Source organism: Spiroplasma endosymbiont of Anurida maritima, assembly GCF_042465095.1.
In the GTDB taxonomy this organism is placed as follows: Bacteria; Bacillota_I; Bacilli_A; order Mycoplasmatales; family Mycoplasmataceae.
Genome location: NZ_CP102059.1, coordinates 108,608 through 133,711 on the forward strand (window position 1 = coordinate 108,608; position 25,104 = coordinate 133,711).

Sequence of the window (25,104 nt, forward strand, 5' to 3'; positions counted from 1 at the left end):
ATAACCCCTTAGTTAACTTCTAAAATAATCCCTGTTAAATTATCTGTTGATAAATTTTCTAAAGCTAAATCGATTAGTTCTTTTGCCTTATCATTAAGTCTTGTCTTTTTTCTTAATGTATCTTTAATATCAGATTCATCAATAAAATCATGAATTCCGTCAGTTGACAACAAATAAGTTCCTTTTAAATCTTCAATTAAAAAAATATCAATTTTTAAATTTTTATTGGGGCCTAAAGCACTTGTTAATACTTTTCAAAAAGTGTCACTATTATATATTTTTTTATATTGCCCTTGAAATTCATATTCTTCTCTTTCTTCTGGTGTAGAAGTGTTATAAATGTTTTGATCAACGGTAATCTGATAAACTTTATCATTGTGCAATTTATATAGTCTCGAATCTCCAACATTAGCTACAAACATTTTATCATTTACAATTAATGCGCAAACTAATGTTGTACCCATATCATTGGCACTATTATTAATTTTTGTGTAACTAATCATCTGATTTTGAATCATATGGATTGCATTGTGAATCCATTTATTAATTTCATGTTCTGTTTTTAAATTAAAATTTTCTTTATAAAACATTTCCATAAAACTATTAACAGCCATTCTGCTGGCAATATCTCCACCAAAATGTCCACCCATTCCATCACAAACAATTGCTATATAATTATTGAAACTATTTTTACCAAAATTGCAGTAATCTTGATTTGATGTTCTGTAATTTCCTATATTTGTTTTTCATCCAAATTTTATTTTCACAATATTAATATCCTCACATATCATTGTATCATTTATTAAAATTGTTTTAATCAATAAAAAAATAAAACTGAAAAGGTTTTATTTTTTTATTGATTATTTAAAGTGTTCCTTAGTTTCTAATTCTACTTTATTTTTTAATTCTTCTATAGTAATGTTTTCATTATTATACAAAATTGATAATAATAATCCTTCTAAAAAAGGTGCTTTAAGAATTTTAATTAAATTATTGTGTTTATTTTCCAACATTTTTATAGCAAGTTTTACATTCATAAGGGAAGAGCCTAAATCATATATAATTAAGGCATCATTATTCTTTAAAATATTTGATAGTTTTTCTTTTATTTCAATGGTGCTAGTCCCAAAATCTATTCCATCATTAATTCCAGCACAAATGTGAACAACGCTTTTATTTGGATTCATTTCTTTTGCCAATTTTAGAGCTGCCTTAGCTAAATTAAGAGAATGAGATACCAGCATTATCTCTGTCATTAAATTACCTCAACAATAGCTAAAAATATTAGATAAATAGAATAAGAACCGGGGTCAATATGACCAATTGATCTTTCTTTTAAATAAGAAGCACGACCTTTTTTAGCTACAACATCCACAATAGACTTATATCCTTCTTCAGCTCCCATTAAAGCAGTTTTAAATAAACTTTGTATAGATTTATCTTGCAAGCTTTTCATATTGTTTATTGCTGGAATTAAACTATCCACCATAGTTTTATCATTAAGGTCAGCTCCACCCAATGCTTGTAAAGAGATTAAAGCTTTATCAAAACTTTCAATAATATTGTCGGTTGAACCTGTGTTTATATTTTCAGATATAGTTAAAATAAACATTCCTAACAATGGACCTGAAGTTCCACCAACTTTATTCATTAAAGCAAAAGCTAATTTTTCTAACTTATCTTTTAAAGCCAAACCTTTAAATTGTTCTATGTTATTTTTATACTCATAAAATCCCCTATTAATATTTGTTCCATGATCTCCATCTCCGATTTTTTGGTCCAAATCATTTAAAAAACTTTTGTTTTTTTCTAACACACGACATATATTTATAATAATTTTTTCAAACATATTTTAAACCACCAATGCATTTGTTAAAGCAGGAAAAAGCATTAATCTTTCTGTTTCTTTATCTAAATTAATAATAGATATTGAAAAACCTGGCATATCAATTGAAGTCATATAGTTGCCAACAAAAGTTTTTAATACTTGTACACCTTCAGTTTTTAGTGTTTTAATTGTGTGTCGAGCTAATATATTTAATTCCATTAATGGTGTGGCTCCTTTACCATTAATTATTAATCCTATTTTTGAATTAGAGTTTAATTTTAAATATGATTTTATTTCTTTTAAAATTAAATCTACGCATTCATTTGCCGATTTTAGTTTTTGTTTACTAACACCAGGTTCACCATGTATACCTAAACCAACTTCCATTTCATCATCTGGAATTGAAAATCCTTTTTTNNTTCCATTTGCAGGGATTGTACAGCCATCTAAGCTAATCCCGTATGAAGCAATGTTTTTTACTAATTTTTCCGCCAAAACTTTTATATCATCTAATGATTTATTACTTTCAGCTGCCGCTCCTAAAATTTTATGCACAAAAACAGTACCAACAATACCCCTTTGCCCTGTTGTATAAGTTGAATTTTTTAAAGATATATCATCATCTACAACTATCATTTCTACTTTAATATTTTTTGCTTTAGCCATTTTAGCGGCCATTTGAAAGTTTAGAACATCTCCTGTGTAGTTTTTTACAACTAAAAAGACCCCTTTTTCTGTAGCTACTTCTTCAATTGCCGCTAATATTTGATCTGGTGTTGGACTTGTAAAAATTTCTCCAAAAACAGCGGCGTCAATCATTCCTTGTCCAATGAATCCAGCATGCGCTGGCTCATGACCAGAACCACCCCCAGAAATTATAGACACCTTATTTTTATTTATATTTAATTTTGTAACTACATTAAAGTTACCAACTCTTTTTAATGTTTGTGGATTTGCCAAAACAATCCCTTCTATCATTTCATCAACAATATCATTTACATTATTAATAAACTTTTTCATGTAAACCCCCTATTTAAGGTTATTATATAATTAATTTTAAATATTTTCTAATTAAAATTAATTTATTGGAAATAAATTACAAATAAAAAAAGCCTTTTCGGCTTAAATTATGCTTTAATATCTTTTCTATTAAATACTGATGAAATTCCAACAATACCAGCAGTTGTTAGTCCACCTTGAATAATTGGTGAAGCAATAAGTAAAATTTTGTTAGCTGGTGTATATACACCATAACTTGCCTTTAAATTAGGAATACCCGGAACAGGCACTTCTTCTTTTCCATACGCTGATCCAAAAGCTAAAAATTTAGGCATTAATGATTGTAGTGCTATAAATTCAACGAAATTTAATTGTTGAAAGTCAAATGTTTTATGAAAAAACATTAAAATTTCTGTTATTGCAATGTAACCAATTATTGCTCATGAAAGAGATGTTGATAGTCTTTCTTGATTTGAAAATATAACAGCTAGAAAGAAGAAAGCAATTGCAACAAGAACATTCATTAAGTAGAAAAATATCCCTTGCAATATTACTTTATCTAAATATAAATTAGCATCGCGCGCAACAGAGCTAAATATTATAGTCGGAATAAATACTACTAAAAAAGCAACAGTTATTATAGCTATTACAAATAATAATTTACTCATAATAATTTGATTTCTAGTTGAAGGAGTAGCCATTCATATAGACATTTTATTTTTCTTTAACTCAGATGTTATTACAAATCCAGTTAGTAATAAAGAAAATATACTAAATATCAATGTTCCAAATGAACCAAAAACAAAGACAGCAATAATTGGTCCAAGGCCAAAAACACGAGCATCCGGTCCTCTTCCAGTATCTAATACCCAGTGAGCTTCAACAGTACCAATATATTTAAATTCTGATCAAGAGAAAGGAATTAATATTGCTAAAAATGATACCAAAAATATTCCGAATATAAATGGTAAAATGATTTTTCAATTAGATTTAAAGTGTGAAATAAAGATGTTTTTTGTTGGTGTTAAAAAATTACTTTTCATTATAATGTATCTCTATCATCTTTAAATATTGCTTTAAAAGTTTCAATTGTTTTTTGTACATCTTTACCTTTAATATCAAGCTCTTTTACTAATTTACCATTTTTAATTACACCTACACGGTCCGATAGTTCTACTACTTCTTGAAAAATATGTGAACAAATAATTATTGTTGATTTAAAATTTTCTTTTAATTTTTTTACTAAAATTCTAAATTGTTCTTGCATGATTGGATCTAAACCAGATGTTGGTTCATCAAAAACTACAAATTTTGGTTTATTCATAACCGATGCAATAATTGCTATTTTTTGCTTCATTCCTTTAGACATTTTTTTAATTTTAGTTGATGTATCAATTTGAAAATGTTTAATTAATTGAACAACAAAATTTCAATTTGTTTCAGGCTTTAATTGTTTAACAAGCTTTAAAAACGCTAATCCTGTATATTCTTCATATAAACTAACTTCTCCTGCCACATATCCTGTAAATTTCATAATATCTTGTCTATTTTTTCAAGATGATAAACCATTAACATTTATTTCTCCGCTATCTGATTTAATGAAACCTAAAATTTGGCCAATTAATGTAGTTTTACCGGCTCCATTTGGTCCAACAATCGCATAGGTTTCACCTTCCTTAATATTTATATTTATATCAAAATTTCCTACATTTTCTTTATATTTTTTTGTGATGTTTTTTATTTCTACCATAAATAACTCCTTTTTAAAATTAATTTTATTTTTAAAATATTTTTTTAATAAATTATTATGCTGCTATATCTACTTTATTAAACCAAACACTAGTTAATGAAATTGAACCAGTAATTATTCCAACTGATAAAATTGGCGATACTATTTCTCATACTAAATTTGGTTTTCTTATTCCTAAATAAAATGTTACATCTTCTGGAAAACCAGGTCTATTTATACCTTCAAATCCTTCTTGAAAAATAAGAGTGTTAGGCATCAGAGAATATATTGAAAAATAATTTAAAATTTTTGCTTCATTTATATAACCAGCATTTGCCAAAAACAAATAAGCTCCAAAAATCGCCATCATATAAGCAATAACTATAGAAGAAATAGTTGTTCCCAAAACTCCTTTTCCTTTATTTGCAAAGAAAGCTGATATTAAACACATTAACGAAACAAGAGCTGTTGTTGTCAATATAAAGTAGAAAGCTTGCAAAATTACAGCTCCCATATTTAGATAAGCATCAATACTAATTGCAGAAAAAATGAAAGCTGACAAAATTGATGGCGCCATAATGATAAACGACGAAATAATTACAAAAATAATTTTTGAAAATATAATTTGATGACGACTTAGATAAGAAGAAAATCATATACCAATTTTACCTTCTTTAATTTCTTTTGTAATAAATATATGTATTAAAGGTAAAACAGATAACATTATAAATATTATTGTTGGCCCCCCAAATGCAAATCATCCAAAGTAAGTTCCAAGTTCTGAAAAATTTAAATAATCTTTTCCAAACTCAGGATCTGGTTTTTCACCAAAACCTGGTGCTATTGAATGTATATCTGTATTTTCGCCTAATAATAAAAATATTCCCGTTGCTAATATTAAGAATACTAAGGCAAATGATAATATTATTTTTCAACTACCTTTTAAATGATTGTTAATAACTATTCTACTAGGTAAAAAATTTAACATTTTCATTATAAATAATCCCTCTTTTCTTTTATTAATTTTTTTATTGTGCTAATTGATTTTTGTTTATCATTTTTATTGATTTCTACCTCGTTTATTAAATAACCTTCTTTTAAAATTCCGACTCTGTCGGCCAGGTCAACAACATCTTGATAAACATGTGTGCAAATTACTGTTGTAATGTTGCAAATTTGTTTTAATTTATCTAATAATTTAGAAAATTGTTGTTGCATAACAGGATCAAGACCACTTGTTGGTTCATCAAAAATTACTACCCTTGGTTTGTTTAAAACAGCAGCAATTATTGCAATTTTTTGCTTCATCCCTTTAGACATTTTTTTAATTTTAGTTGATACATCAATCTTAAAATGATCAATAAGTAATGTTACAAAGTGTCAATCTGTTTGATATTTTAATCTTGCAATAAGTTTTAAATATTGTAATCCAGTTCAATTAGGGTACATAATAAAATCTGTTTGCAAAAAACCAGTAAACTCCATGATTCTTTCTCTACTTTGTCAAGTTTGAAAATCATTTAGCCAAACTTCTCCACTGTCCGATTTTAAAAGACCTAATATTTGACTTAGTAAAGTAGATTTACCAGAGCCATTTGGTCCAACAATGGCATAAGTTTCACCTTCTTTTACAGAAAAAGAAATGTTGAAATTACCTTCTGCAGCACCGAATTTCTTTGTAACATTTATTACTTCGATCATTAAAGTAATTCTCCTTTTTTAGTTTTTAGTTTTATTTTATATTTTATTATTATACAATCATATGTTAAAAAAACAAAACTAAATTTTTACATTAAGTTTCTTAAATATTGAAGTTGACAAAACAAAGGAAGAACAAATTATAATAAAATTTAAAAAAGGCGAAATTATTACATGCCATAAATTTATAAATTTATGGGTTCCCGGAATAAATAACGCATAAACATCGTCTGGTAATTCTGGTAGCTGCTCTGGATTTGTAAAGGTTAAAACATTTGGATATAAAGCATTCAATGATAAAAAATAAAAAATATATCAATCATTATATGCTCTTTGAATACTTTCAGAATCATTATGATATATTTCTGGTTGTAGCACTGAAGGTATAGCCATTAAGATAATTAAAATTGTATAAATAACATAACTTACATATTTTTTTTCGATAAAAATATGAGATATTAAAAAAAATAAAGATGCAATTGATAATATAGCAAATAGAAAATAAAAGTATTGTAAAAAAAGATAACCAATATTTTGTTTTGCATCTCTCGCAAAAGCAAGTGTAGAAACAGTTGATATAAATGATGGCGCTCATATAATAAATATACAAATTATTAAAAATATAAATTTAGAAAAAACAATATTAAGTCTGCTTGTGCTTGTTGATAATCAAATTGTAACTTGCCTGTTTTCAACTTCTTCTCTAACAATAAAATTTATAAAAACAAGTGTAAAAATCCCAAACAAAAAAGCGCAACATTACCTAGAATAAAACTAGAAAATATTGGACTAGAAAACCCACGAAGCACATTTACAAATTCTTCTTCTCCAAAAGAGGTTTCTATAATTGTTATTTGAGAAATAGAAAACTCAGTTGATGTTAAAAAAAATAAAATAAAAAAAAGTGAAATTGTCAAATAAATTAACGTAAAAAAAAGTAATAAAATTCAGTGATTTTTAAAGTAAGTAAATAACATATTTTTATTTACTTTGAAAGGATTTTTTTCAAATAATTTTTTCATAATTTTCTCTTTCATTTTCCTAGAATTATCTTTGTTATGAAAATTATAGCACTTTTCATAAATTTAAAAAACACTACATGAGAGCTTAAATATTACCTCTTGTTTTGTTATAACCTTGTTCAAAAGAATTGTATAATTCAANTATATTTTTTTCTTCTCTGTCTAATTCGTCTTTTGAATTTAAAAGAAAATATTTAAAAAGAAATTTATTTCCTTCATAAAAATCTCTATTAAATTCTTGTCTATTAGATTCACCATTTTTAAAATGCGATAACATTCTTTTGCCCATATTTTTACTTTGCCCTACATAATATAAGTTTTTAGTAGCATTTTTAATTATATAAACACCTTTAACTCCCAATATATCTTTATAACCATACAAAGATGCATCAATAACATTGCTTCACCCGTCTTCTTTTTTAACTAATGTAAATTGTTTTTGTTCTATAANGTTTAATTTGTGAATTATATTTTTCAATTTTATTGTCAATCAAAAAATTATGTTTATCAATTTCTAATGATAAATTTTTATTGCACTGATCAATTTTAGCTTTGTGATTATCATTTCACAAAGTAAGCTCATCATNNTATGTTTTTGATTTATTAAAGATTTTTTCTTAGAAATATAACCAATAAATGACAAACCTAAAGTTAGAAAAGCGAAAAATAAAACTAATCAAAAAGAACTTGGTATTTCTTTTAAAAAGTTTTCTTTGTAATTATAATTTTGTTTTTCTTTTTCAAAAACACGTTTTTTTCTTAATAATTCTAAAATATTATTATCGATATTGGCTATTTCTATTTCTTTTTCTCTTCACAATGGGGTTTCTTGAAAAAAATCTACTAAGTCAATTTTTAAATCATGCTCAATGTCTAAGTCTAGAATATCTACATTTAAAAACTTTTTAACATTAATTGTTTTATGAAAATTCATAAAAATTTTTGATCTTTCTGAAAAATCTTCGTAGATGGGTGTTTTTTCGTAGTTGCTTGTAATATAGCGGGTAATTTTAGGTTTTTTAACAAACCTTTTAACGATGAAATGTAACTTATTTGTACGATCATCAAAAGATAATTTATCAAATTCAAATCATGTTATTGAATCATCAGGGTTTAAAGAGTTTTCTTTAATTAATTTATGTGCTCTTTCTCTTCTTCTTTGATTTGAAGAAGTTGTTAGCATTTTTAACAGTGAGTTCATATTTTCCTTTGCAAATAAAAAACAAAATCTTAAAAGATTTTGTTTAACTTATATAATTATATCTTAATTATTTGTATTTAATTGAGCTTCTTTAATTTTTTTAGCTTCTTTTAAAAGATCTTTCATATGTGGTTTTAGAACTTCTTGTTCTCCACCATAAACTGCTTGTACAGATGTTCCTTTAACTAAAACACCATTACATCCACCAAGGGCTATAATATCATCTTTTTTAACTAAAGTATTATCAACAACAGTAACTCTTAAACGAGAAGCACATGAATCAACGTTTGTAATATTTTCATTTCCACCTAAAGCTTCAATTATTTTACGTGATTTTTCAATAGTTGCTTCTTGAGCTGATGATTTAGATTTTTTTCCTCTAAAATCAGCTTTTGTATATAATTTTGCATTTTCTTCAGTTCTGCCCGGTATTCCAACATTTCTTCATTTTATTAAGAAGAAGAAGGCAAAGAAATATGCTGCTCCCATTATTGGTCCAATTCAGAAAATGTGGTAGAAGTTTGTTCCTTTTGCAAATGGAATTACTCCAAATACAATTAAGTCGATAAATCCACCAGAAATTGTTTGTGTTACGTGAACATTTAAAGCTCCCATTGCAAAGAATGAAATAGCAGCTAAAGGCATATGTACACCATAGAACAATCAAGGTGCTACAAATAAGAATGTATACTCAATTGGTTCTGTAATTCCTGTTAAGAAACTAGTGAATGCAGCTGAGAAATAAATTCCCATTACTTGTTTTCGACTCTCTTTTGGTACTGTTAATCACATAGCAACAGCTGCTGCTGGTAATCCAAACATCATGAATGGGAACTTACCTGTTTGGAAACGACCTAAGTTTAATCCCATTTTTTCAATATCTGTAAATGTTAGTATGTTATTTGAAAGAACAGCGTACATTGCAAATTGGTCCCCAGCTTGCCCTTCAAAATGACTTCTAATGTATTCCATGTGATCAGCTAAGAATTCTCCATTTTCTAACTTAAAGGCTGAGTTAGCAGCTAATGCTTGTTCAGCTGCTGAAATAACATCTCCCCCAGCTGATGATCATCATAATGGCGCATAAAACACATGGTGTAATCCAAATGGTACAAGTGAACGTTCAAAAATTTCAAAAATTAATGAATCAACACCGTTTGGAAGTTCTCCTGATTTGTTTCCAAATCATTCTAACCCAATTCCAATTGGAGGTCATATGATTGTAAATAATAATGATAATGGTATTACTGCTACAAATGTTATAATTGGTACTAATTTTGTTCCACTAAAGAAACTAATTGCTTGTGGTAATTTTGTTTTGTGAAATCTATTAAAACAAAAAGCTGCAATTAATCCAATAAAGATAGCGGCAAATACCCCTGTACTTAATGAACTAATCCCAATATTTTGGGTAACTAAATTAGCACTTAAATCTTTTCATCATAATAAATTATATGTTCCATCTGCGTTTTGTTGTAATAAACCGGCATGCATTCCGTTAAAAACAGCAAATCCAATTACAGCTGTAATTGCTGCAACTCCTGAATCATCTGTATACGCAATTGCTACAGATATACAGAATAAAATTGGTAAATTAGCAAAAGCAACATTTCCCATTTGATTTAAAACATTACCAAAAATTTGCGCTGCACTACCATCTGCAGTTTCTGCAGCGATTGTAGCTCCAACTGCTAAGAAAATCCCAGCAATTGGCAATAAGGCAATTGGTAATAAGAAAGCTTTACTCATCTTACTTAAGTTAGACATAGTTTTACTTCCCATACTTTTAAATCATTTTCCGGGAGACATCTTATCTTGCTTAGCAACATTTTGTTGTAAGTTATTCTTTGTATTCATTTTTCCCCTTTAAAATTTTAATTTAATAGATAAACAAAGCAACTTTATTTTTTTTATAAAAACTGGATTAATCCAACTACCCCTATAACAAAAAATAAAATTGATAACATTAAAAAGTAATCTTTTTTTACACCGTCTAAAAAACCTTTTCTATCAAGGTGTTCTAAACTTTTACTTTTTTCTCTTTTATGTTTTTGTACAAATCAAACCGCTAAACATATAACAGCTATCAAAGTACCAGCAATAAACATGCTTAAATATGTAATATCATTTACACTCATTAGTACCCCTATTTATCTATCTATTAATAATGTATATTATTAAAAAATATTATGCAAGAAAAAATCTAAGATATTGACCAAAATTGGAAAAAATATCTTAGATTTATCTTATTTTATACTTTTACCATGTTTTCAACGTATGATTCAATAACATCTCCAACTTTAACATCATTGTAGTTTTTAACTGTTAAACCACATTCTGTATTTTGACGCGCTTCTTTAACATCATTTTTAACATGCTTCAATGAAGCTAAAACTCCATCATATATAATAATACCTTCACGCAATATTCTAATTTTAGCATTTCTTAAAATAATACCATCAACAACAAAACAACCTGCAATTGTTCCAATTGCTGAATGTTTAAAGATTGTTCTTACTTCCGCTTGTCCTTTAACAACTTCTTCAAAAGTTGGATCTAAAGTTCCTAAAGCGGCATTTTTAATTTCATCAATTAAATTATAAATAACATTGTATAATCTTATTTCAATATTTTCATCATCTGCTTTTTTTCTTAAAGATGCCAATGGACGAACATTAAATCCAACAATAATAGCTTCACTGGCTTTTGCAAGTGCTAAATCACTTTCAGTAATTGTTCCAACTGAGGCACGTAATATGTTAATTTTTACACCTTCAACTGAAATTTTATCTAAACTTCCTTTAATTGCTTCAACTGTACCTTGTACATCAGCTTTTAAAATGATGTTTAATTGCTTTAAAGAGCCATCTTTTAATTTTTCTGATAGTTTATCTAAAGAAAAACCAGATTGTTTATAACGTTTATTTTCTTCATCAAGTTTTTTTCTTTGATCCGCAACTTGACGTGCTGTTTTTTCATCATTAAAGACCATAAATTTATCCCCAGCAAAAGGAACAACATCTAATCCATGAATCATTATTGGTGTTGAAGGTCCAGCAATTTTAATTTTCTTACCATCAGCACTTATTAATTCTCTAACTGTTGCCAATGAACTACCAACAACTAAAGTATCTTTAATTTTTAATGTTCCTGATTGAACAATTAAAGTTGCTACAGGACCTAATCCTTTATCAACATGAGATTCTAAAACAGTTCCCATAGCAAAACGATCTGCATTTGCTTTTAACTCATTCATGTCAGCTAGTAATAAAATAGTTTCAAGTAGCGTATCTATTCCCTTGTTATCTTTTGCACTTCCCTTAACGTAAGGAACAGTTCCACCCCATTCTTCTGGAGGTAACTCATGTGTAGCCATTTGCGCCATAACATTATCAGGGTTTGCTCCAACTTTGTCCATTTTGTTAACAAAAACAATTATTGGCACATTTGCAGCCTTAGCATGATCAATTGCTTCGATTGTTTGTGGCATAACACCATCATCTGCAGCCACAACAATAATAACTATATCTGTAACAGCACTTCCACGAGCACGCATTTGAGTAAATGCTTCATGGCCTGGAGTATCCACAAATGTTATTTTTTCTTTATCTTTTGTTACTACTTGATAAGCTCCGATATGTTGAGTAATTCCACCATGTTCTCCACCAACAACATTAGCATTTCTAATAGTATCTAATAGTGTTGTTTTACCATGATCAACATGTCCCATAATTGTTACAATTGGCGGTCTTTTTGATAATGATTTTTCTTCATCTTTAATAATAATATCTTCAATAATATTTTCGTGAGTAATTGATTTTTCTTTTTTAAAATCTAATCCAAATTCTAAACAAAGTTCTCCTAAACGTTCTTCATCAAGAATAACATTTAGGTTAATCATCATACCTTTATCAAAAAAATATTTTACAATTTCAGCAGGTTTTTTATTGATTTTTTCAGCAAAATCTCCTACAGACAGTGGTTCTGAGTAAATAAAAACACCATTATCAACATGCGCTGTAACAGTTTTTAATTGTGATTTTATTGTTTTATTTTGATTATTGTTACGTTTTTTAGTATTTGCTTTTGCATTCTTATTGCTTTTTACATTTTTATTGTTCATATAGACCCACCTCTTGTAATATTTCTAATATTTTTTTTGATAATTGATTTTTTTTAAATCCTAATGCATTAACATTAAACATTCCAGTTGCTTTGTCCAAATCAATGTTTTCATCAACTGAATATAAAGGAATATTGTAGTGAAAACATTTTTGTGAAATCATTTTGAAAAAATTAGCTGACGCACTTTTTTTTATTATAACAAAAAACACTCTTTCTTCTCTAATCATTTTGATTAAACTTTCACCAAAATAAATGTTATTTGCTTTTTTGGAAATCCCAGTTAAGTTTTGTAGTTTTTGATAATTATCTATTTTTACCATCCGTAACCTTTAGATTCCTTTTTGCAATTTTTAATGTTTTTTCATCAATTTTATGATTTGGACAATAATAAATTCCTCGACATTTTGTTAAGCGATTATCTTCAATAACTTCATTTTTATTTTTATCAAAAATTAATCGTGTTAACTTACTTCGATCATTTTTTTGGCGACAAATAAAACACTTTCTTATTGTCATAAATTATTCCTTATTTATATGATTTTTATATGTAGTCTTTTTGTGTAATTCTTCAATAAAACTGTCATATTCATTTTCTTTAATAGCACCATTTCAATGTATCGGAATATTTCTTTCCTCAGCTTCTGTTTTATTTATAATATTCATTCTTCAACCAGTTAAAAATACAACAAGTTTAGCTGTCATTCCTCTTTTACCAATTGATAATGAAAGTTGTTCATCAGGAACAACTACGTCCACTTCTTTATCTTCTTCGTTTACAATATTAACACTCAATACTTTTACTGGGGAAAATGAATTTACAATAAACTTGATTGGATCTTCATCGTATAATGAAATATCAATTTTTTCTCCATTTAATTTTTCACTTACACTAGCAATTCTTTGCCCATTTTTCCCAACACATGCTCCAATTGGATCAATGTTTTCATCATTTGAAGAAATAGCAATTTTACTTCTTTTTCCAGGATCTCTAGAAATAGCGTGAACTGTAACGATTTTTTCAAAAATTTCTGGAATTTCTGTTTGTAGAACATGTAATAAAAAGTCATTACTTGCCCTAGAACCAGTGATTTGTCCAGCATTTTTATCGTTACTAATATCTTCGGCAATAAATTGAATTTGATCACCTTCTTGAAACTTATCTCCATACATTAAGTTTGAAGATGGTATATATGCAAAAGTTCTTTCAAACTCTACTAATAAATATTTTTGTTCAGCGTGAGTAACAATTCCGTGCATCATTGATTCTTTACGATCTTTTAACTCTTCATAAATAGATTCTTTTTCTGCTTGTTTAATTTGTTGTTTAATAATTTGACCAACTTGAATAATTGCTAATCTAGAAAAATTACTTTCATCAATTCTTTCTAAAATAACATCATCAACTTCTTTATCAACTCCATATTTTTCCTTTGCTTCTTCAACAGTTACTTCCAGTAGATCATCTTCAACTTCATCTACAACATATATTTCTTTATGACAAGTAATTGTTCCAGCTTCTTCATTTACATCTACATGGATAATAGCTTCTGGGTCAAAGTGTTTTTCATAAGCTTTTTTAAAACCATCTTCAATAGCTGTAATAATAACTTCTCTTTCAATTTGTTTTTCTTTAACAATATCGTTAATTGCTTCTAATAATTGTTTTGTGTTCATTTTTTACCTCTTAAAACTTTATTGCTTTACGCATAAATTTAATATTACTTTTGTTAAATGATATACTTTTTTTAATATTTTTAATTAAGTAAGACATATTAATGTTTCCATCATCATCAATACTTAATAATGTTCCTTGAACTTTTTTTAAAGACCCTACTTTATTTTTAAAATCAACATAGATTTCTTTTTCCACATTTTCAGATAATTCTTTAATGTTTCTAATTTCTCTTTCAGCTCCCGGAGTTGTTACCTCTAAATAATAGTTTTCAGAAATTAAATGTTCTTTTTCTATTTTTTCATCAATAATTGGGTTAATAACATTTGAAATTTTGGTAATTATATCTAAATCTAAAGGTTCATTGTTATCATCAATGTTAACCTGTAGTATATTAATCCCATCTTCTTTAAAATAGATTATATTATAGATTTTTAAATTAAAATCTGAAATTGCTTTATTTAAATCTTCAATTAATAAATCTTCATATTTGTTTTCGCGCATAAAATTCCTCTTTACAACAAATAAAGAGCACGTCGTGCTCTTTATACATATTTATAATAACATATTTGAATAATATATAAAGTTTTAATATTGTCTATTTAAAACTATTATTATTATTTAATACTTTTTGATTTACTATTTGCACAAAAGAATTTTTAGAACAATGTTTATTTGTTACTAATCGAAGCTTGCTAGTACTTGGAGCAATTGTTAATGATGATTGATCCAATGAATAAGTTTGTGCATCAATAACTAAGTTCACATTATTGTGATTAATATTTTTTAATTCTAATTTGTGCTGGTAACTAAATATTAAAGGCGAGTTTAATGTTGAAAAAAGCTTATTATTTATTGGAGCCATTTCTACAATTTGTCATAAATTATTAATTTCATCCAAAATAATGGCCCCACCCAATGACTTGTTAACACCTGTACTTCCTCAACTAGTTGAAACAGAAATTCCTGTTCCACGGAAATTTTGTAAAAATTGTCCATTAATATTCATTGAAAAACTAATTGGTCTTTCATTATTAATAACTTTAATTTCATTTAAGCAATATAATGTTTCTTTATGTGGGACATTCACTTCCAATAAAGAGATTTTTTTTGTTTCATAATTTCCAGCAAGCACATCATCAACAGCTGTAATATAATTATCATCGTTAAATAATGAAAAAATTCCTAAGTTACCACCGTTAATTGTAATAACTTTTACTTTATCTATAATATCTCTTAAAGATTGGATTGCTTTTAGTAATGTACCATCACCGCCAACAATAAATAAATAATCCGGTTCTATTTCATCGTGTATTCATCCAGCATCAGATAATCTTTCAAAAATATCGTTTGCAATTTCGATTGAAATATTGTTTTCATTATTAAATACAGAAAATAACATATTTTACTCCTTTAATTATTTTTTAAACTCAAAATCAAATTCTCCAGATTTAGCAACTTTAGCTATAAATTCTCCAGATTTTTTAATTTTTCTTTCTTGTGTAGGTAGATCTAATTCAATATACCCATATCTATTTTTATAGGCGTTAAGTCAACTTCAGTTATCTACTAATGTTCATAGGTGATAACCCTTACAATTTGCACCTTCATCAATTGCTTTTGCTAAATAATAAAGATGTTCTTTTATAAAATCAATTCGATAATCATCTTCGATGAAACCTTGTTCATTTCTAAAGCGAGCTTCATTTTCAACACCCATTCCATTTTCTGAAATAAATCATTCAATGTTTCCATAATTATCTTTTAAGTTTAATGCAATATCATAAATTGCATCCGGGAATATTTCTCATCCACGATATATATTCATTCTAGCATTTGGCATTTGGTAACTTTCAAATCAGAAACTTAAATCAGTTGGTTTATCCATTTTTTTGCTAGGAGCTTTAGCTCTTGATGGCGCATAGTAGTTTACACCAACAATAGTAATTTTATTCTCTTTAATTAACGCTAAGTCTTCTTTAGTATATTCTGGTAATAAATTATATTTTGTTAATTCATCAACCAAAAGTTTTGGGAAAGTCCCTTTTATTGTTGAATCTAATCAAAATTTATTGAAGATTGCATCACAAAACTTACTTGCTTCAATATCTTCTTTTGAATCAGATGCTGGATATGTTGGTGTTAAGTTTAAAATAATTCCAATTTGTTTATTTTTATCCTTTTTAAATACTTTTTTAAACTCAGCTACAGCTCTTGTGTGAGCCACAATAGTATTGAATCCTACTGTTATTGCTCTTTTTAAATCATTTACTTGAGGCAAATGATAATCAGCTAAATAACCCGCATGAACTGTAACAACTGGCTCGTTAAATGTAAATCATTTATCTGCATATTCTCCAAATTGCTCAAAACAAATTTTAGCAAATTTTGCATATAAATCTATTACTTTTTTATTTTCAAATCCACCTATTTTTTGTAATTCATATGGCATATCAAAATGAAATAAATTTATAAATAACTCTATGTTGTTGTCTTTTAATTCTTGAAAGTATCTTTTATAAAAGTTGATTCCTTCTTGATTAATAGATGATGTTTCTAAATCATCAATAATTCTTGTTCATTGAATAGATGTACGTATACTATTTAAGTTTAATTTTTTCATTAAAGCAATATCAGTTGGGTACTTTTCATAAACATTGCTAGTTAACTCTGGTCCGACTTGATTAAAAAATCTTTCTGGCTCTTCTTTAAATCAGTGATCTCAATTGCTATCATTTGGTTTATTATAAAATCCTTCTGATTGTGGTCCAGATGTTGCTGTTCCTCAATAGAACTTTTTATTAAATTTTACTTTTTTCATACTTCTCCTTTTTATTGATATCAAATATCTCAAGTTTTAATAATTTGTTTTAAATCTTTTTCAGATTCATCAAGATTATTATAATCTAAAAACTCTCCTCTGGTTGAAATAACTTTTTTGTATCATGCATATGATAATTTTGGCCAACGACTTCTATTTGGATTATTAAAATCTACACTTACAAGTCCATAGTCTTTTCGATATCCTCCACTTGGTGAATATATGTCACAATATGTTCATAAAGAATAACCTATAAAGTTAACTCCTAAGTCAATCGCTTTNNTCTTTACTTCTGCTATATGGCTTCCTAAATATTTTATACGGTCAATATCTTTAATAATTAANNTGTTACTTTTATCATCAAAGTCACCCATACCATTTTCTATAATCATTAAAGGAACATTATATTTTTCTTGTAAAACTTGTGAACCAGTGACCAACATTGAAGGGTCAATTAACCAATTTCATTTTGTATAGTTTGCAGATTTAGGTCAAATTTGTTTAAAATCCGCATTAAGAAATCTTTCAGGTTTTCTTTGGTGTTCAATTTTACTTTCATCAAAATCTTTTTCTACAATGTATGTTGGGCGATAATAATTTCAACCTATAAGATCAAATTTATATTTTTTTAAGTAATCTTCTTGTTCTTTTGTAATATTAAATTTTAAATTATGACTTTCAATAAATTTGTAAAAACTTTTAGGGAATTTACCTGTAAAGTTTGGGTCTAAGTATAAATCTAAAAATCATTCATTATAATNTTTCAATAGCTTTTTTTCTTTATCTGTTTTTTCAAATGGTATTGGTGGATTTCAATCATGCACAATACCTAGTAAAGCATCTTTAGCCACAGTATTATTTTTTTTAGCAATCTCAAACTCTTCTTTTGCAACAGCAAAAGAGAGAGAAAGATTTTTTAAGGCAGTAACAAAACATTGCTTACATTTTTTTTGAGGAGGTAAATAATCATCTAAATATCCAGCTAATGAAAAAGTTGAGTTTTCATCGTTGACATATCAAATGTTTGTATATTTTCCTAAATATTTAAAAACAACTTTACAATAACTTCTAAATCAATCAATAAATTTATCAGAAGTTAATCCCCCTTTAATTTCTGCTCATAATGGTGTATCTCAGTGATATAAAATAGGAATAATTTTTACGTTGTTTTCTTGCATTGTTTTAAACATATCATCATAAAATTTAATACCTTCAGGATTTATATAGTCTTCATTTTTAGGAAAAATTCTATTTCAATCCATGTTATAAACAAAACCATTTAAACCTAATTTTTTCATAATTCTAGCATCTGTTTTATACTTTGTATAAAAATCAGATGCTTTTTCAATCGAATTAATTTCTCTTTCGGCTGCACCTTGTTTTGGAATGTGATAATTTCTTTTAGTAAATTCATCTCAAATTGAATCTGTTCTACCCCCAAGGTTTCTTCCACCTTCAACTTGAAAAGCACAAGTTGAAGCACAAAATAGAAAGTCTTTTGGGAATGTTTTATTTTTCATAATTTGCTCCTTTTTCCTTTGTAGTTGTATAATATAATTATAAATTATTTATAGAGTTGGAGTTATACAATATATGGATATATCAACATTACAGTTAACGTTAATAATTATTGCTGTTGTTTTATTTTGTTTACCGTTCTTTTTATGAGCTATTTCAAAATTCATGATAGCAGTGTTAAGAATTTCTAAACCATTATTAAGTTTTTTAGTTAAACTATTAATGCCTATTTTAATTATTGCAGCATTAATATTAATAGTGGTTGCAATATTTGTTTAAATATTTAAAACTTAAATAAAAACACGACAAGAGTATTTATAGCTCTAATGTCGTGTTTTTTTATGTTAATAAATAATATTTATTATGCAGCTCTAGCTTCTTTAGCTGCTTTTTTTGCTTCTTTTTCTTGAAGTCTTTTAGCTTTTTCTTTTTCTGCTCTTTCTTTTGCTTTTTCTTTAGCTACTCTATTTTCTTCTTTTAATGTAGCTTTAACACCATTACGATATTCTTTATCGTTTCTGTATTTCATTTCCTCAGCATATGCTTCTGGATCAGTTTTTTTCAAGTTTTTGTAATACAATACGTTGTCCAAAATAATGAAAGGAACTCATACAGCCGTCGCCATTCCGAATGCAATTAATGCAACCAAGATAGCTAGTGGTGATGATGTTGCTAAGAATGCTGATAAGAAGAATGGTGTAGTTCATGGTACAGCAATATATGGAACATTAATTATGGCTAATGGTCCAGTAGCAATATACCCTACTAACATACCAGCAACTGGTGCAAGTAAGAATGGTATAAAGAATTTACCATTTAAGATAATTGGGTACCCAAATAAACAAGGTTCGTTTACGTTAAATACTCCTGATGGTAAAGCAAATTTAGCAACTTCTCTTAACTCTCTTCTTCGAGAAATAATTAAAGTCATGATTAATAATCCTAAAGTTGCTCCTGTACCTCCGATATACATGTAGATATCGAAGAATGGTCTAGAGAATACCCCTAAGTCTGGGTTATCCCCAACGTTTGCTGGTAATCCAGCTGTAATTAATGTAGCGTTAATTCCTAATAACATTAATCAAATTGGTTCAAAGATAGCTGCCATAACATTTGATCCGTGAATCCCGAAGAATCAGAATATTGAAACAAATAATGTATAAACGATAGCTAATCCTAATCCACCACTACCAGTAGCGAATCCAATAAATCATGATGTAAAGAACTTAAAGATAGCAGCTGAGAACCCAAATTGTTGAGACCCAATTGTTACTTCTTCTCATCTTTGAATTAAGATAACAAGAACTTGTCCATTTTCATCAATTGATACGTTGTGTCTAAATCATGTTTGACCAATATCAGTTAAGTTACTAAAGACATCTCCTTCAGCTCCTGTTAAACTGTTAAAAGCAAATTGACCAAATAAATTGTATGCTCTTTCGTCTTTAAAGATGTTTTGTAATGATTCAAAGAATTCATTAACACCTTGAACTGTTGTAGCATCTCCTCATGTATCAAATAATGCTTTTGCTTCAGCTTCTGTTCCATTAATAACATCTGCTAAGTTTAAACCATTAGCTGTTAAGTATGCTTTAAATGCATCAAAATCTAATGTTTTAGTTCAAAGATCACTTTGTGATGATACATTTGATTTAAATGTGTTAACACTTCAATTTGTTGAAGCGATAGCTGGTGCTAAAAATATTAAGTTTAGCATTGCAACTGATCCTAAAGTAAATAACATCGGTAAAAATACTGAGAAAGATTTACTTACAGCTGGTGGAACACTTGCTGGTAATTTGATTGTTAATCTTTTCATTTTACTAAAGTATACAAATATTTCGGAACATAATATCCCAATAATAAGTGCTGAAATTAATCCTTTAGCATCCATGAAAAATGTGATTTGTCCCATTGAAGCTACGATAACACCAGCAAGTGATGCTAATCCCGCCATTAATGGAAAGTCGAATCCCCTTGAACTAGCAAGAAAATACCCTAATAGGAATGTGAAATATAATGACATTGTTCCTATTGTTGCGACACTTATGTACCCGAAGGCAAGTCCCGCGATTGTTGATGCATCTGCTCATTCCGCTGTCGGTCAAGCAAATGTAGTTGCATCTCAGTCCCATGCTGGGTTAGCTAGTTTTGCAATTAGCGCTAATAAAGAAATTTTATTAGAACCAGCTCCCCCAAATATGATTGTTTGAATTAACAAACCAATTGAACCAGAAATAATTAAAGGCAACATTGTTGCAAAAGCATCCCTAATAGATGATAGGTGTCGTTGGTTACCAACTTTTCCCATAAACGGAACTGCTTTTGTATTTCAAAAGGCTTTTAATTTTTCTTTTCCGGACTGTTGTTTTGTACCTGAAAATTTGTTTTCTTCAGACATACAATCCCCCTTAAAAAAATAAAATAAATAGTTTTTACAATTTAATTAAAAACTTAATTAAAAAAATGTTAATATTCTGTCTAACTAAGTTTATACTTATTTGTTTAATACTTTTTCTGCAAATTCAATAACTGCAGGCCCTTTTGCAAGAGCATAAATATTTGGCGGAATAACATCCACGGGTTTATCTGTAATAGATTTAAATTGACTTAACATATAACTTACTTGTGGTCCAAGAAGTATAATATCAAAATCTTGTTTTTTATTTTCAATTAAAATTTTTGCTTCTCCCGATGGGACAGCTATAACTTTGTAATCTAATTTGTTATCTTCGATATGTTCATTCATACTTTTTTCTAAAAGTGAAGTAGACATACCAGCAGAACAAGCCAATACTATTGTTTTCATTGATTTATCCTTTCTATTAGCTAACGCTAATTAGATTATAATATTTTTTTCTATAAATTGCACTACATATTGGAATAATTTTATAACTTATTTCTTTTAAGCAGTATGGGTGTATAATTAATATTGTTATAATTATTTAATTAATAAAGGAGGAACAAAATGATTACAGATTTTATATATTGAGGTTTTGTGCCTTTTGTTTTATTTTTTAGTGTATATACAGTGTATAATATTTTGGAAAAAACAATGGGTAGATACTATGTAACAAAGTTTCGTGTATTAGTTACTTTGGGAACAATATGCACAATCGCATTTATAATTGTATTTATTCTTTCCTTTTTTATAGGTGAACCACTATAGAAATAAAAAAAACAATCATTATAGATTGTTTTTTTTATTTCTCAATATATTTTTTATGTACAAATTCACTTGTTATAGAACAAAGAACACCTAAATACTCTAAGTCAAAACTAATAATATCTCCTATTTTATAATTCTCTCTACAATCTGTAATATCTAAAATTGTATGATCACTACTTTGTCCCAATATTTTAATATCTTTGTTTAAAGGAGTTAGTTCTTCAAAAGGACAATCTTGTCTTCCAAGAGCTATAATAACTTTCTTTCTAACCCCAATATCTTTGAATTCTTTTTCTTTTCCAAAAGCATCTAATCCTTTTTTGCCTCAACTGGCACTAGGTTTATATTGCAATTCAATAATTTCGGCATTTAATTTAAAAGTTCCCATTTTAACAAAAGGAATAGGTTCATTATTTAAACCAAAACCCATTAAAATAGCTGACCCACATCTTATTTGATTTATATCTTTTGGCATTTTTTTATCATCTCAAATTGATATATGTGAAGAATTACCCGCACTTATTATTGGAATATTAATCCCGAACCTTTCTTCTATTTTCTTTTTTAAGACAGACATTTCTTGCATTTTAGTAATTGTAGGAACTGTAGCTCCAAAACAAGCAAAGTTAGTCCCGATTCCAGTAAGTTTTATATTTTTAAGTTTTAAGATTTGTTGAACTGTGTCAAAAATGACTTTGTTTCCTCATAAACCTTCTCTTATGTCCCCAGTTTCAATCATCAAGATAACTTCAATAACTGATTTTGTTTGCTTATCAATTTCTTTTATAACTTCTATTTCCGAAACTAAACATACATCTACAAATTTAACTAATTCTTTAATTTCGCTCATCATTGGGATTCTTAAAAGCATTTTTTTAGCATTAATGTTTTGGAGTTTTTTTAAATTAAATACACGAGAATCAGCAATTGTTTTTATACCAGCGTCTATTAGTGTTTGCGCAACCTTTACATCTCCTGCTACTAGTTTTTCAACAGCAACTAAATCCATATTTCTTTTATCACATTCTTTAATTACTGAAATAGCATTTGATTTAATTAGTTCTAAATTAATACTTAATTGTGGATAAACCATATATATAACCTCTTTATAATTTTATAATAAAAAACAGCTCAAAATAAGCCGTTTTTATTATTTTATTTATGATAAAGTCTAATCTTAGAAATTTTGATTTTTATTGAATTAACGATAATATCAAAATTTTTAACTTTTTTATCTGATAATAAATTTAGATCTTTTTTTATTTTTAACATTGTTAACTTAAAATTTAAAAATTCTGATTTTAAATAATTATTTCTTAAAACTTGTTCAAACATATTAGCTTTAGCTTTGTTACCCTTAACTGTTTGCACATAAGTAACTAATGTTTTTTCACCTCTTTTTGCAATTTGAATTGTTTTAGTAAAGTGAGCTTCAGATGAAAATCACTCTATTGAAAATTCTTCATTCGGTTTATATGATGTAACACGAATAAACTTTTTACCAGCAGCTTTTGAAGAACGATAAAAATTATCCTCGCTTAAATCCTCGGTTGTAATATTAGGATTTATTTCACTTAATATTTGCTTCATTAAAGCTGTTCAGACTAATTCTAAATCGCAATTTAATTTTTGTTTAATTAATAACTTAATGATCCTTGAAGACTCACTAAAACGTGAGTTATACAATTCTTTATTGATGTTTTCTAGTTTTAAATCAAACTCCTCACGGAGTTCTTGGGTGTCTTCCGGTTCAAATGTTTTTTTGTCAGATGTTTTTTGTATTTTATTTGTCATTTTTTTTCCTTTAAATAATTATTTATATTTTTTATTTAATAAACTTGAATGTTTGTCCAGGTTGTAACAATTCCATAATTTTATATTCATTTTCATTAATTGTTCCAACAAGGTTTCTAATGTTACCGTTGTTTTTAAGTTCTTTTAAAATAATGTGTAATTCACCTTTGTAATTTAAACCATTATTATTTAAAACTACAACATCTCCAGGTTTGAAAATATCTTTATCAGTTCCTGTTGGCTTGATGTCTGTATTTTTATATTTAATTCTTGTTAAAGAACTTCTGTTAATATACTCTGCTAAGTCAGGTCTTAAAAAATGTATTTCTTTGTCAAAAATAATTTCTAATTCATTTTTTGAAACTTTTTTATTTAAGTCAATCTTCATAGATACATTTGTTAAATCAATATTATTAATAATATTAAACTCTTCATCATTAACATACTGTGTTGAAACAAAAATATCTTTCACTCCCATTGCAACCATATGGCGGATTTGGAAATCTAATGGAGCTGATCTATGCATTTCAAGTGATGGTAAGTTGTCATTATAAGCTCAAGGACCTTTAACATCATCTCTTTGTAAAGCAACAAATGCTTGAAAATCAATGTTATGTTTTTTATATTTAGCTAAATTTTGTTGAAAAAATTCTAAACTTGGCCCTGTATACATTTGTGGATAGTAATTATATCCACCAATAATATTTGAAATATCTGCCCCTTTAGACATTACATATTCTAAATATTTAAATGGTGAAGATGCATTTAAAATAATTTTAAAATCAAAATCATTTTTTGAACACTTAGCTTCTAAAGAACCATCTAATTCTAAATCGAATCTAATACCAGATAACATTATTTCTTCTTTAAAAAATCTTAAAATATCATTAATGTTGGTTTTATCAATTCCAAAAGCTTCAATTGATTTATCATCAATATCTCCATATACACTTATTCCATATTTTTTAGATAATCTTGTAATTTCTTTAATTCTGTTTCAACCTTCAACATCAGATTTTTCCATGTGAATTAAATTTGTAAATAAAATTTTAACATTATTTTCACTACATTTTTTTATATAAGGTTCTAATTCTTTTATATCTTTTACCAAGTTTTGATATATCGATACACCAATTCTACTTGCCATTTCTTAACTCCTTGTATACATCAATAAATTCATTAGCCATTTGAACAACTATTTGTGTTGTCATCATTTGATCTTCTGCATGCATAAACAATACAGAAAATGGATGCTTAACATCTCTTGCTTCTTGAAAAATAACATCTCCATGTTGTTTTGCAGCTTCAGCTAATTCAAATTCTGCATCTTTTATTAAAGTGTGTGCTTCTTCAAAATCACTTGTTTTAGCTTTCATTATAGCTTCAGTCGCTTTTGATTTAGCTACTCCTGAATGCGTTATTATTTGAAATGATATTTGAACAAAATCAATTTCTTTGTTTCTATCATCGTTTTTTATATTTTTTTCCATTTTAAATACCTCTTGTTGTTATTTTAACAAAATTTTTA

General features: G+C 27.3%; 28 protein-coding genes. 1 reads left to right on the forward strand and 27 read right to left on the reverse strand.

Annotated elements, in window-relative coordinates; all coding sequences use genetic code 4:
* Positions 1 to 8: 8 nt before the first annotated feature.
* From NPX79_RS00610 to NPX79_RS00710, 21 genes are all read right to left on the reverse strand, one after another.
* Positions 9 to 767: a PP2C family protein-serine/threonine phosphatase gene (locus tag NPX79_RS00610; RefSeq protein ID WP_381415199.1), complete on the reverse strand. Its 759-nt coding sequence runs from the start codon at positions 765 to 767 to the stop codon at positions 9 to 11.
* A gap of 93 nt (positions 768 to 860) precedes the next feature.
* Positions 861 to 1,256 (reverse strand): PTS-dependent dihydroxyacetone kinase phosphotransferase subunit DhaM, encoded by a 396-nt coding sequence (locus NPX79_RS00615; RefSeq protein WP_381415200.1) that lies wholly within the window; start codon positions 1,254 to 1,256, stop codon positions 861 to 863.
* Positions 1,256 to 1,849, reverse strand: a complete 594-nt coding sequence (gene dhaL / locus NPX79_RS00620; protein ID WP_381415201.1) for a dihydroxyacetone kinase subunit DhaL — start codon at positions 1,847 to 1,849, stop codon at positions 1,256 to 1,258. Before dhaL ends, NPX79_RS00615 begins: the two co-directional genes overlap by 1 nt.
* Before the next feature lie 3 nt (positions 1,850 to 1,852).
* Positions 1,853 to 2,848 (reverse strand): dihydroxyacetone kinase subunit DhaK, encoded by a 996-nt coding sequence (dhaK, locus tag NPX79_RS00625; RefSeq protein ID WP_381415202.1) that lies wholly within the window; start codon positions 2,846 to 2,848, stop codon positions 1,853 to 1,855.
* A gap of 107 nt (positions 2,849 to 2,955) precedes the next feature.
* Entirely contained in the window at positions 2,956 to 3,870 is a 915-nt protein-coding gene (locus NPX79_RS00630) for an ABC transporter permease subunit (protein WP_381415203.1), read from the reverse strand.
* Positions 3,870 to 4,577 (reverse strand): ABC transporter ATP-binding protein, encoded by a 708-nt coding sequence (locus NPX79_RS00635; RefSeq protein ID WP_381415204.1) that lies wholly within the window; start codon positions 4,575 to 4,577, stop codon positions 3,870 to 3,872. The genes NPX79_RS00630 and NPX79_RS00635 overlap by 1 nt, the downstream gene beginning before the upstream one ends.
* A 55-nt stretch (positions 4,578 to 4,632) precedes the next feature.
* A complete protein-coding gene (locus NPX79_RS00640; protein ID WP_381415205.1) occupies positions 4,633 to 5,550 on the reverse strand; it encodes a hypothetical protein in 918 nt (305 codons plus the stop codon).
* Positions 5,550 to 6,257, reverse strand: coding sequence for an ABC transporter ATP-binding protein (locus NPX79_RS00645; RefSeq protein ID WP_381415206.1), 708 nt, complete (start codon positions 6,255 to 6,257; stop codon positions 5,550 to 5,552). The genes NPX79_RS00640 and NPX79_RS00645 overlap by 1 nt, the downstream gene beginning before the upstream one ends.
* A gap of 78 nt (positions 6,258 to 6,335) precedes the next feature.
* Entirely contained in the window at positions 6,336 to 7,001 is a 666-nt protein-coding gene (locus NPX79_RS00650) for a hypothetical protein (RefSeq protein ID WP_381415207.1), read from the reverse strand.
* The gene (locus tag NPX79_RS00655; RefSeq protein WP_381415208.1) at positions 6,971 to 7,276 is read right to left on the reverse strand and encodes a hypothetical protein; all 306 of its coding nucleotides are present in this window, start codon (positions 7,274 to 7,276) and stop codon (positions 6,971 to 6,973) included. The genes NPX79_RS00650 and NPX79_RS00655 overlap by 31 nt, the downstream gene beginning before the upstream one ends.
* 85 nt (positions 7,277 to 7,361) lie before the next feature.
* A complete protein-coding gene (locus NPX79_RS00660) occupies positions 7,362 to 7,754 on the reverse strand; it encodes a GIY-YIG nuclease family protein (protein ID WP_381415209.1) in 393 nt (130 codons plus the stop codon).
* A gap of 786 nt (positions 7,755 to 8,540) precedes the next feature.
* Entirely contained in the window at positions 8,541 to 10,334 is a 1,794-nt protein-coding gene (locus NPX79_RS00665; protein ID WP_381415210.1) for a PTS transporter subunit EIIC, read from the reverse strand.
* Between the two features lie 53 nt (positions 10,335 to 10,387).
* Entirely contained in the window at positions 10,388 to 10,615 is a 228-nt protein-coding gene (locus NPX79_RS00670) for a hypothetical protein (RefSeq protein ID WP_381415211.1), read from the reverse strand.
* Positions 10,616 to 10,728: 113 nt separating this feature from the next.
* Positions 10,729 to 12,600, reverse strand: a complete 1,872-nt coding sequence (gene infB, locus NPX79_RS00675) for a translation initiation factor IF-2 (RefSeq protein WP_381415212.1) — start codon at positions 12,598 to 12,600, stop codon at positions 10,729 to 10,731.
* Positions 12,590 to 12,922 carry a L7Ae/L30e/S12e/Gadd45 family ribosomal protein gene (locus NPX79_RS00680; RefSeq protein ID WP_381415213.1) on the reverse strand — a complete coding sequence of 111 codons (333 nt, stop codon included), beginning with the start codon at positions 12,920 to 12,922 and terminating at the stop codon, positions 12,590 to 12,592. Before NPX79_RS00680 ends, infB begins: the two co-directional genes overlap by 11 nt.
* The gene (locus NPX79_RS00685) at positions 12,906 to 13,118 is read right to left on the reverse strand and encodes a DUF448 domain-containing protein (protein ID WP_381415214.1); all 213 of its coding nucleotides are present in this window, start codon (positions 13,116 to 13,118) and stop codon (positions 12,906 to 12,908) included. Before NPX79_RS00685 ends, NPX79_RS00680 begins: the two co-directional genes overlap by 17 nt.
* A 3-nt stretch (positions 13,119 to 13,121) precedes the next feature.
* Positions 13,122 to 14,276, reverse strand: coding sequence for a transcription termination factor NusA (gene nusA / locus NPX79_RS00690; protein WP_381415215.1), 1,155 nt, complete (start codon positions 14,274 to 14,276; stop codon positions 13,122 to 13,124).
* Between the two features lie 10 nt (positions 14,277 to 14,286).
* Complete coding sequence (gene rimP / locus NPX79_RS00695; RefSeq protein ID WP_381415216.1) at positions 14,287 to 14,778, reverse strand: ribosome maturation factor RimP; 492 nt, start codon at positions 14,776 to 14,778, stop codon at positions 14,287 to 14,289.
* Positions 14,779 to 14,872: 94 nt separating this feature from the next.
* A complete protein-coding gene (locus NPX79_RS00700) occupies positions 14,873 to 15,676 on the reverse strand; it encodes an NAD(+)/NADH kinase (protein WP_381415217.1) in 804 nt (267 codons plus the stop codon).
* Between the two features lie 15 nt (positions 15,677 to 15,691).
* On the reverse strand, positions 15,692 to 17,095 hold the full coding sequence (locus NPX79_RS00705) for a glycoside hydrolase family 1 protein (RefSeq protein ID WP_381415218.1): 1,404 nt from the start codon (positions 17,093 to 17,095) through the stop codon (positions 15,692 to 15,694).
* Between the two features lie 11 nt (positions 17,096 to 17,106).
* Positions 17,107 to 18,615: a glycoside hydrolase family 1 protein gene (locus NPX79_RS00710; RefSeq protein WP_381415219.1), complete on the reverse strand. Its 1,509-nt coding sequence runs from the start codon at positions 18,613 to 18,615 to the stop codon at positions 17,107 to 17,109.
* A 73-nt stretch (positions 18,616 to 18,688) separates the two neighbouring features.
* Here NPX79_RS00710 and NPX79_RS00715 point away from each other — a divergent pair, with 73 nt between their 5' ends.
* The gene (locus NPX79_RS00715) at positions 18,689 to 18,892 is read left to right on the forward strand and encodes a hypothetical protein (protein WP_381415220.1); all 204 of its coding nucleotides are present in this window, start codon (positions 18,689 to 18,691) and stop codon (positions 18,890 to 18,892) included.
* Positions 18,893 to 18,974: 82 nt separating this feature from the next.
* Here the strand turns inward: NPX79_RS00715 and NPX79_RS00720 are convergent, their stop codons facing one another.
* From NPX79_RS00720 to NPX79_RS00745, 6 genes are all read right to left on the reverse strand, one after another.
* On the reverse strand, positions 18,975 to 21,014 hold the full coding sequence (locus NPX79_RS00720; protein WP_381415221.1) for a PTS sugar transporter subunit IIC: 2,040 nt from the start codon (positions 21,012 to 21,014) through the stop codon (positions 18,975 to 18,977).
* 96 nt (positions 21,015 to 21,110) lie between these two features.
* Positions 21,111 to 21,422 carry a PTS sugar transporter subunit IIB gene (locus tag NPX79_RS00725; protein ID WP_381415222.1) on the reverse strand — a complete coding sequence of 104 codons (312 nt, stop codon included), beginning with the start codon at positions 21,420 to 21,422 and terminating at the stop codon, positions 21,111 to 21,113.
* 394 nt (positions 21,423 to 21,816) lie between these two features.
* Positions 21,817 to 22,875, reverse strand: coding sequence for an alanine/ornithine racemase family PLP-dependent enzyme (locus NPX79_RS00730; RefSeq protein WP_381415223.1), 1,059 nt, complete (start codon positions 22,873 to 22,875; stop codon positions 21,817 to 21,819).
* Between the two features lie 62 nt (positions 22,876 to 22,937).
* Complete coding sequence (locus NPX79_RS00735) at positions 22,938 to 23,576, reverse strand: DUF3284 domain-containing protein (RefSeq protein ID WP_381415224.1); 639 nt, start codon at positions 23,574 to 23,576, stop codon at positions 22,938 to 22,940.
* Between the two features lie 31 nt (positions 23,577 to 23,607).
* Complete coding sequence (locus NPX79_RS00740; RefSeq protein ID WP_381415225.1) at positions 23,608 to 24,723, reverse strand: MupG family TIM beta-alpha barrel fold protein; 1,116 nt, start codon at positions 24,721 to 24,723, stop codon at positions 23,608 to 23,610.
* The gene (locus NPX79_RS00745) at positions 24,713 to 25,066 is read right to left on the reverse strand and encodes a PTS lactose/cellobiose transporter subunit IIA (protein ID WP_381415226.1); all 354 of its coding nucleotides are present in this window, start codon (positions 25,064 to 25,066) and stop codon (positions 24,713 to 24,715) included. Before NPX79_RS00745 ends, NPX79_RS00740 begins: the two co-directional genes overlap by 11 nt.
* Between the last annotated feature and the right edge of the window lie 38 nt (positions 25,067 to 25,104).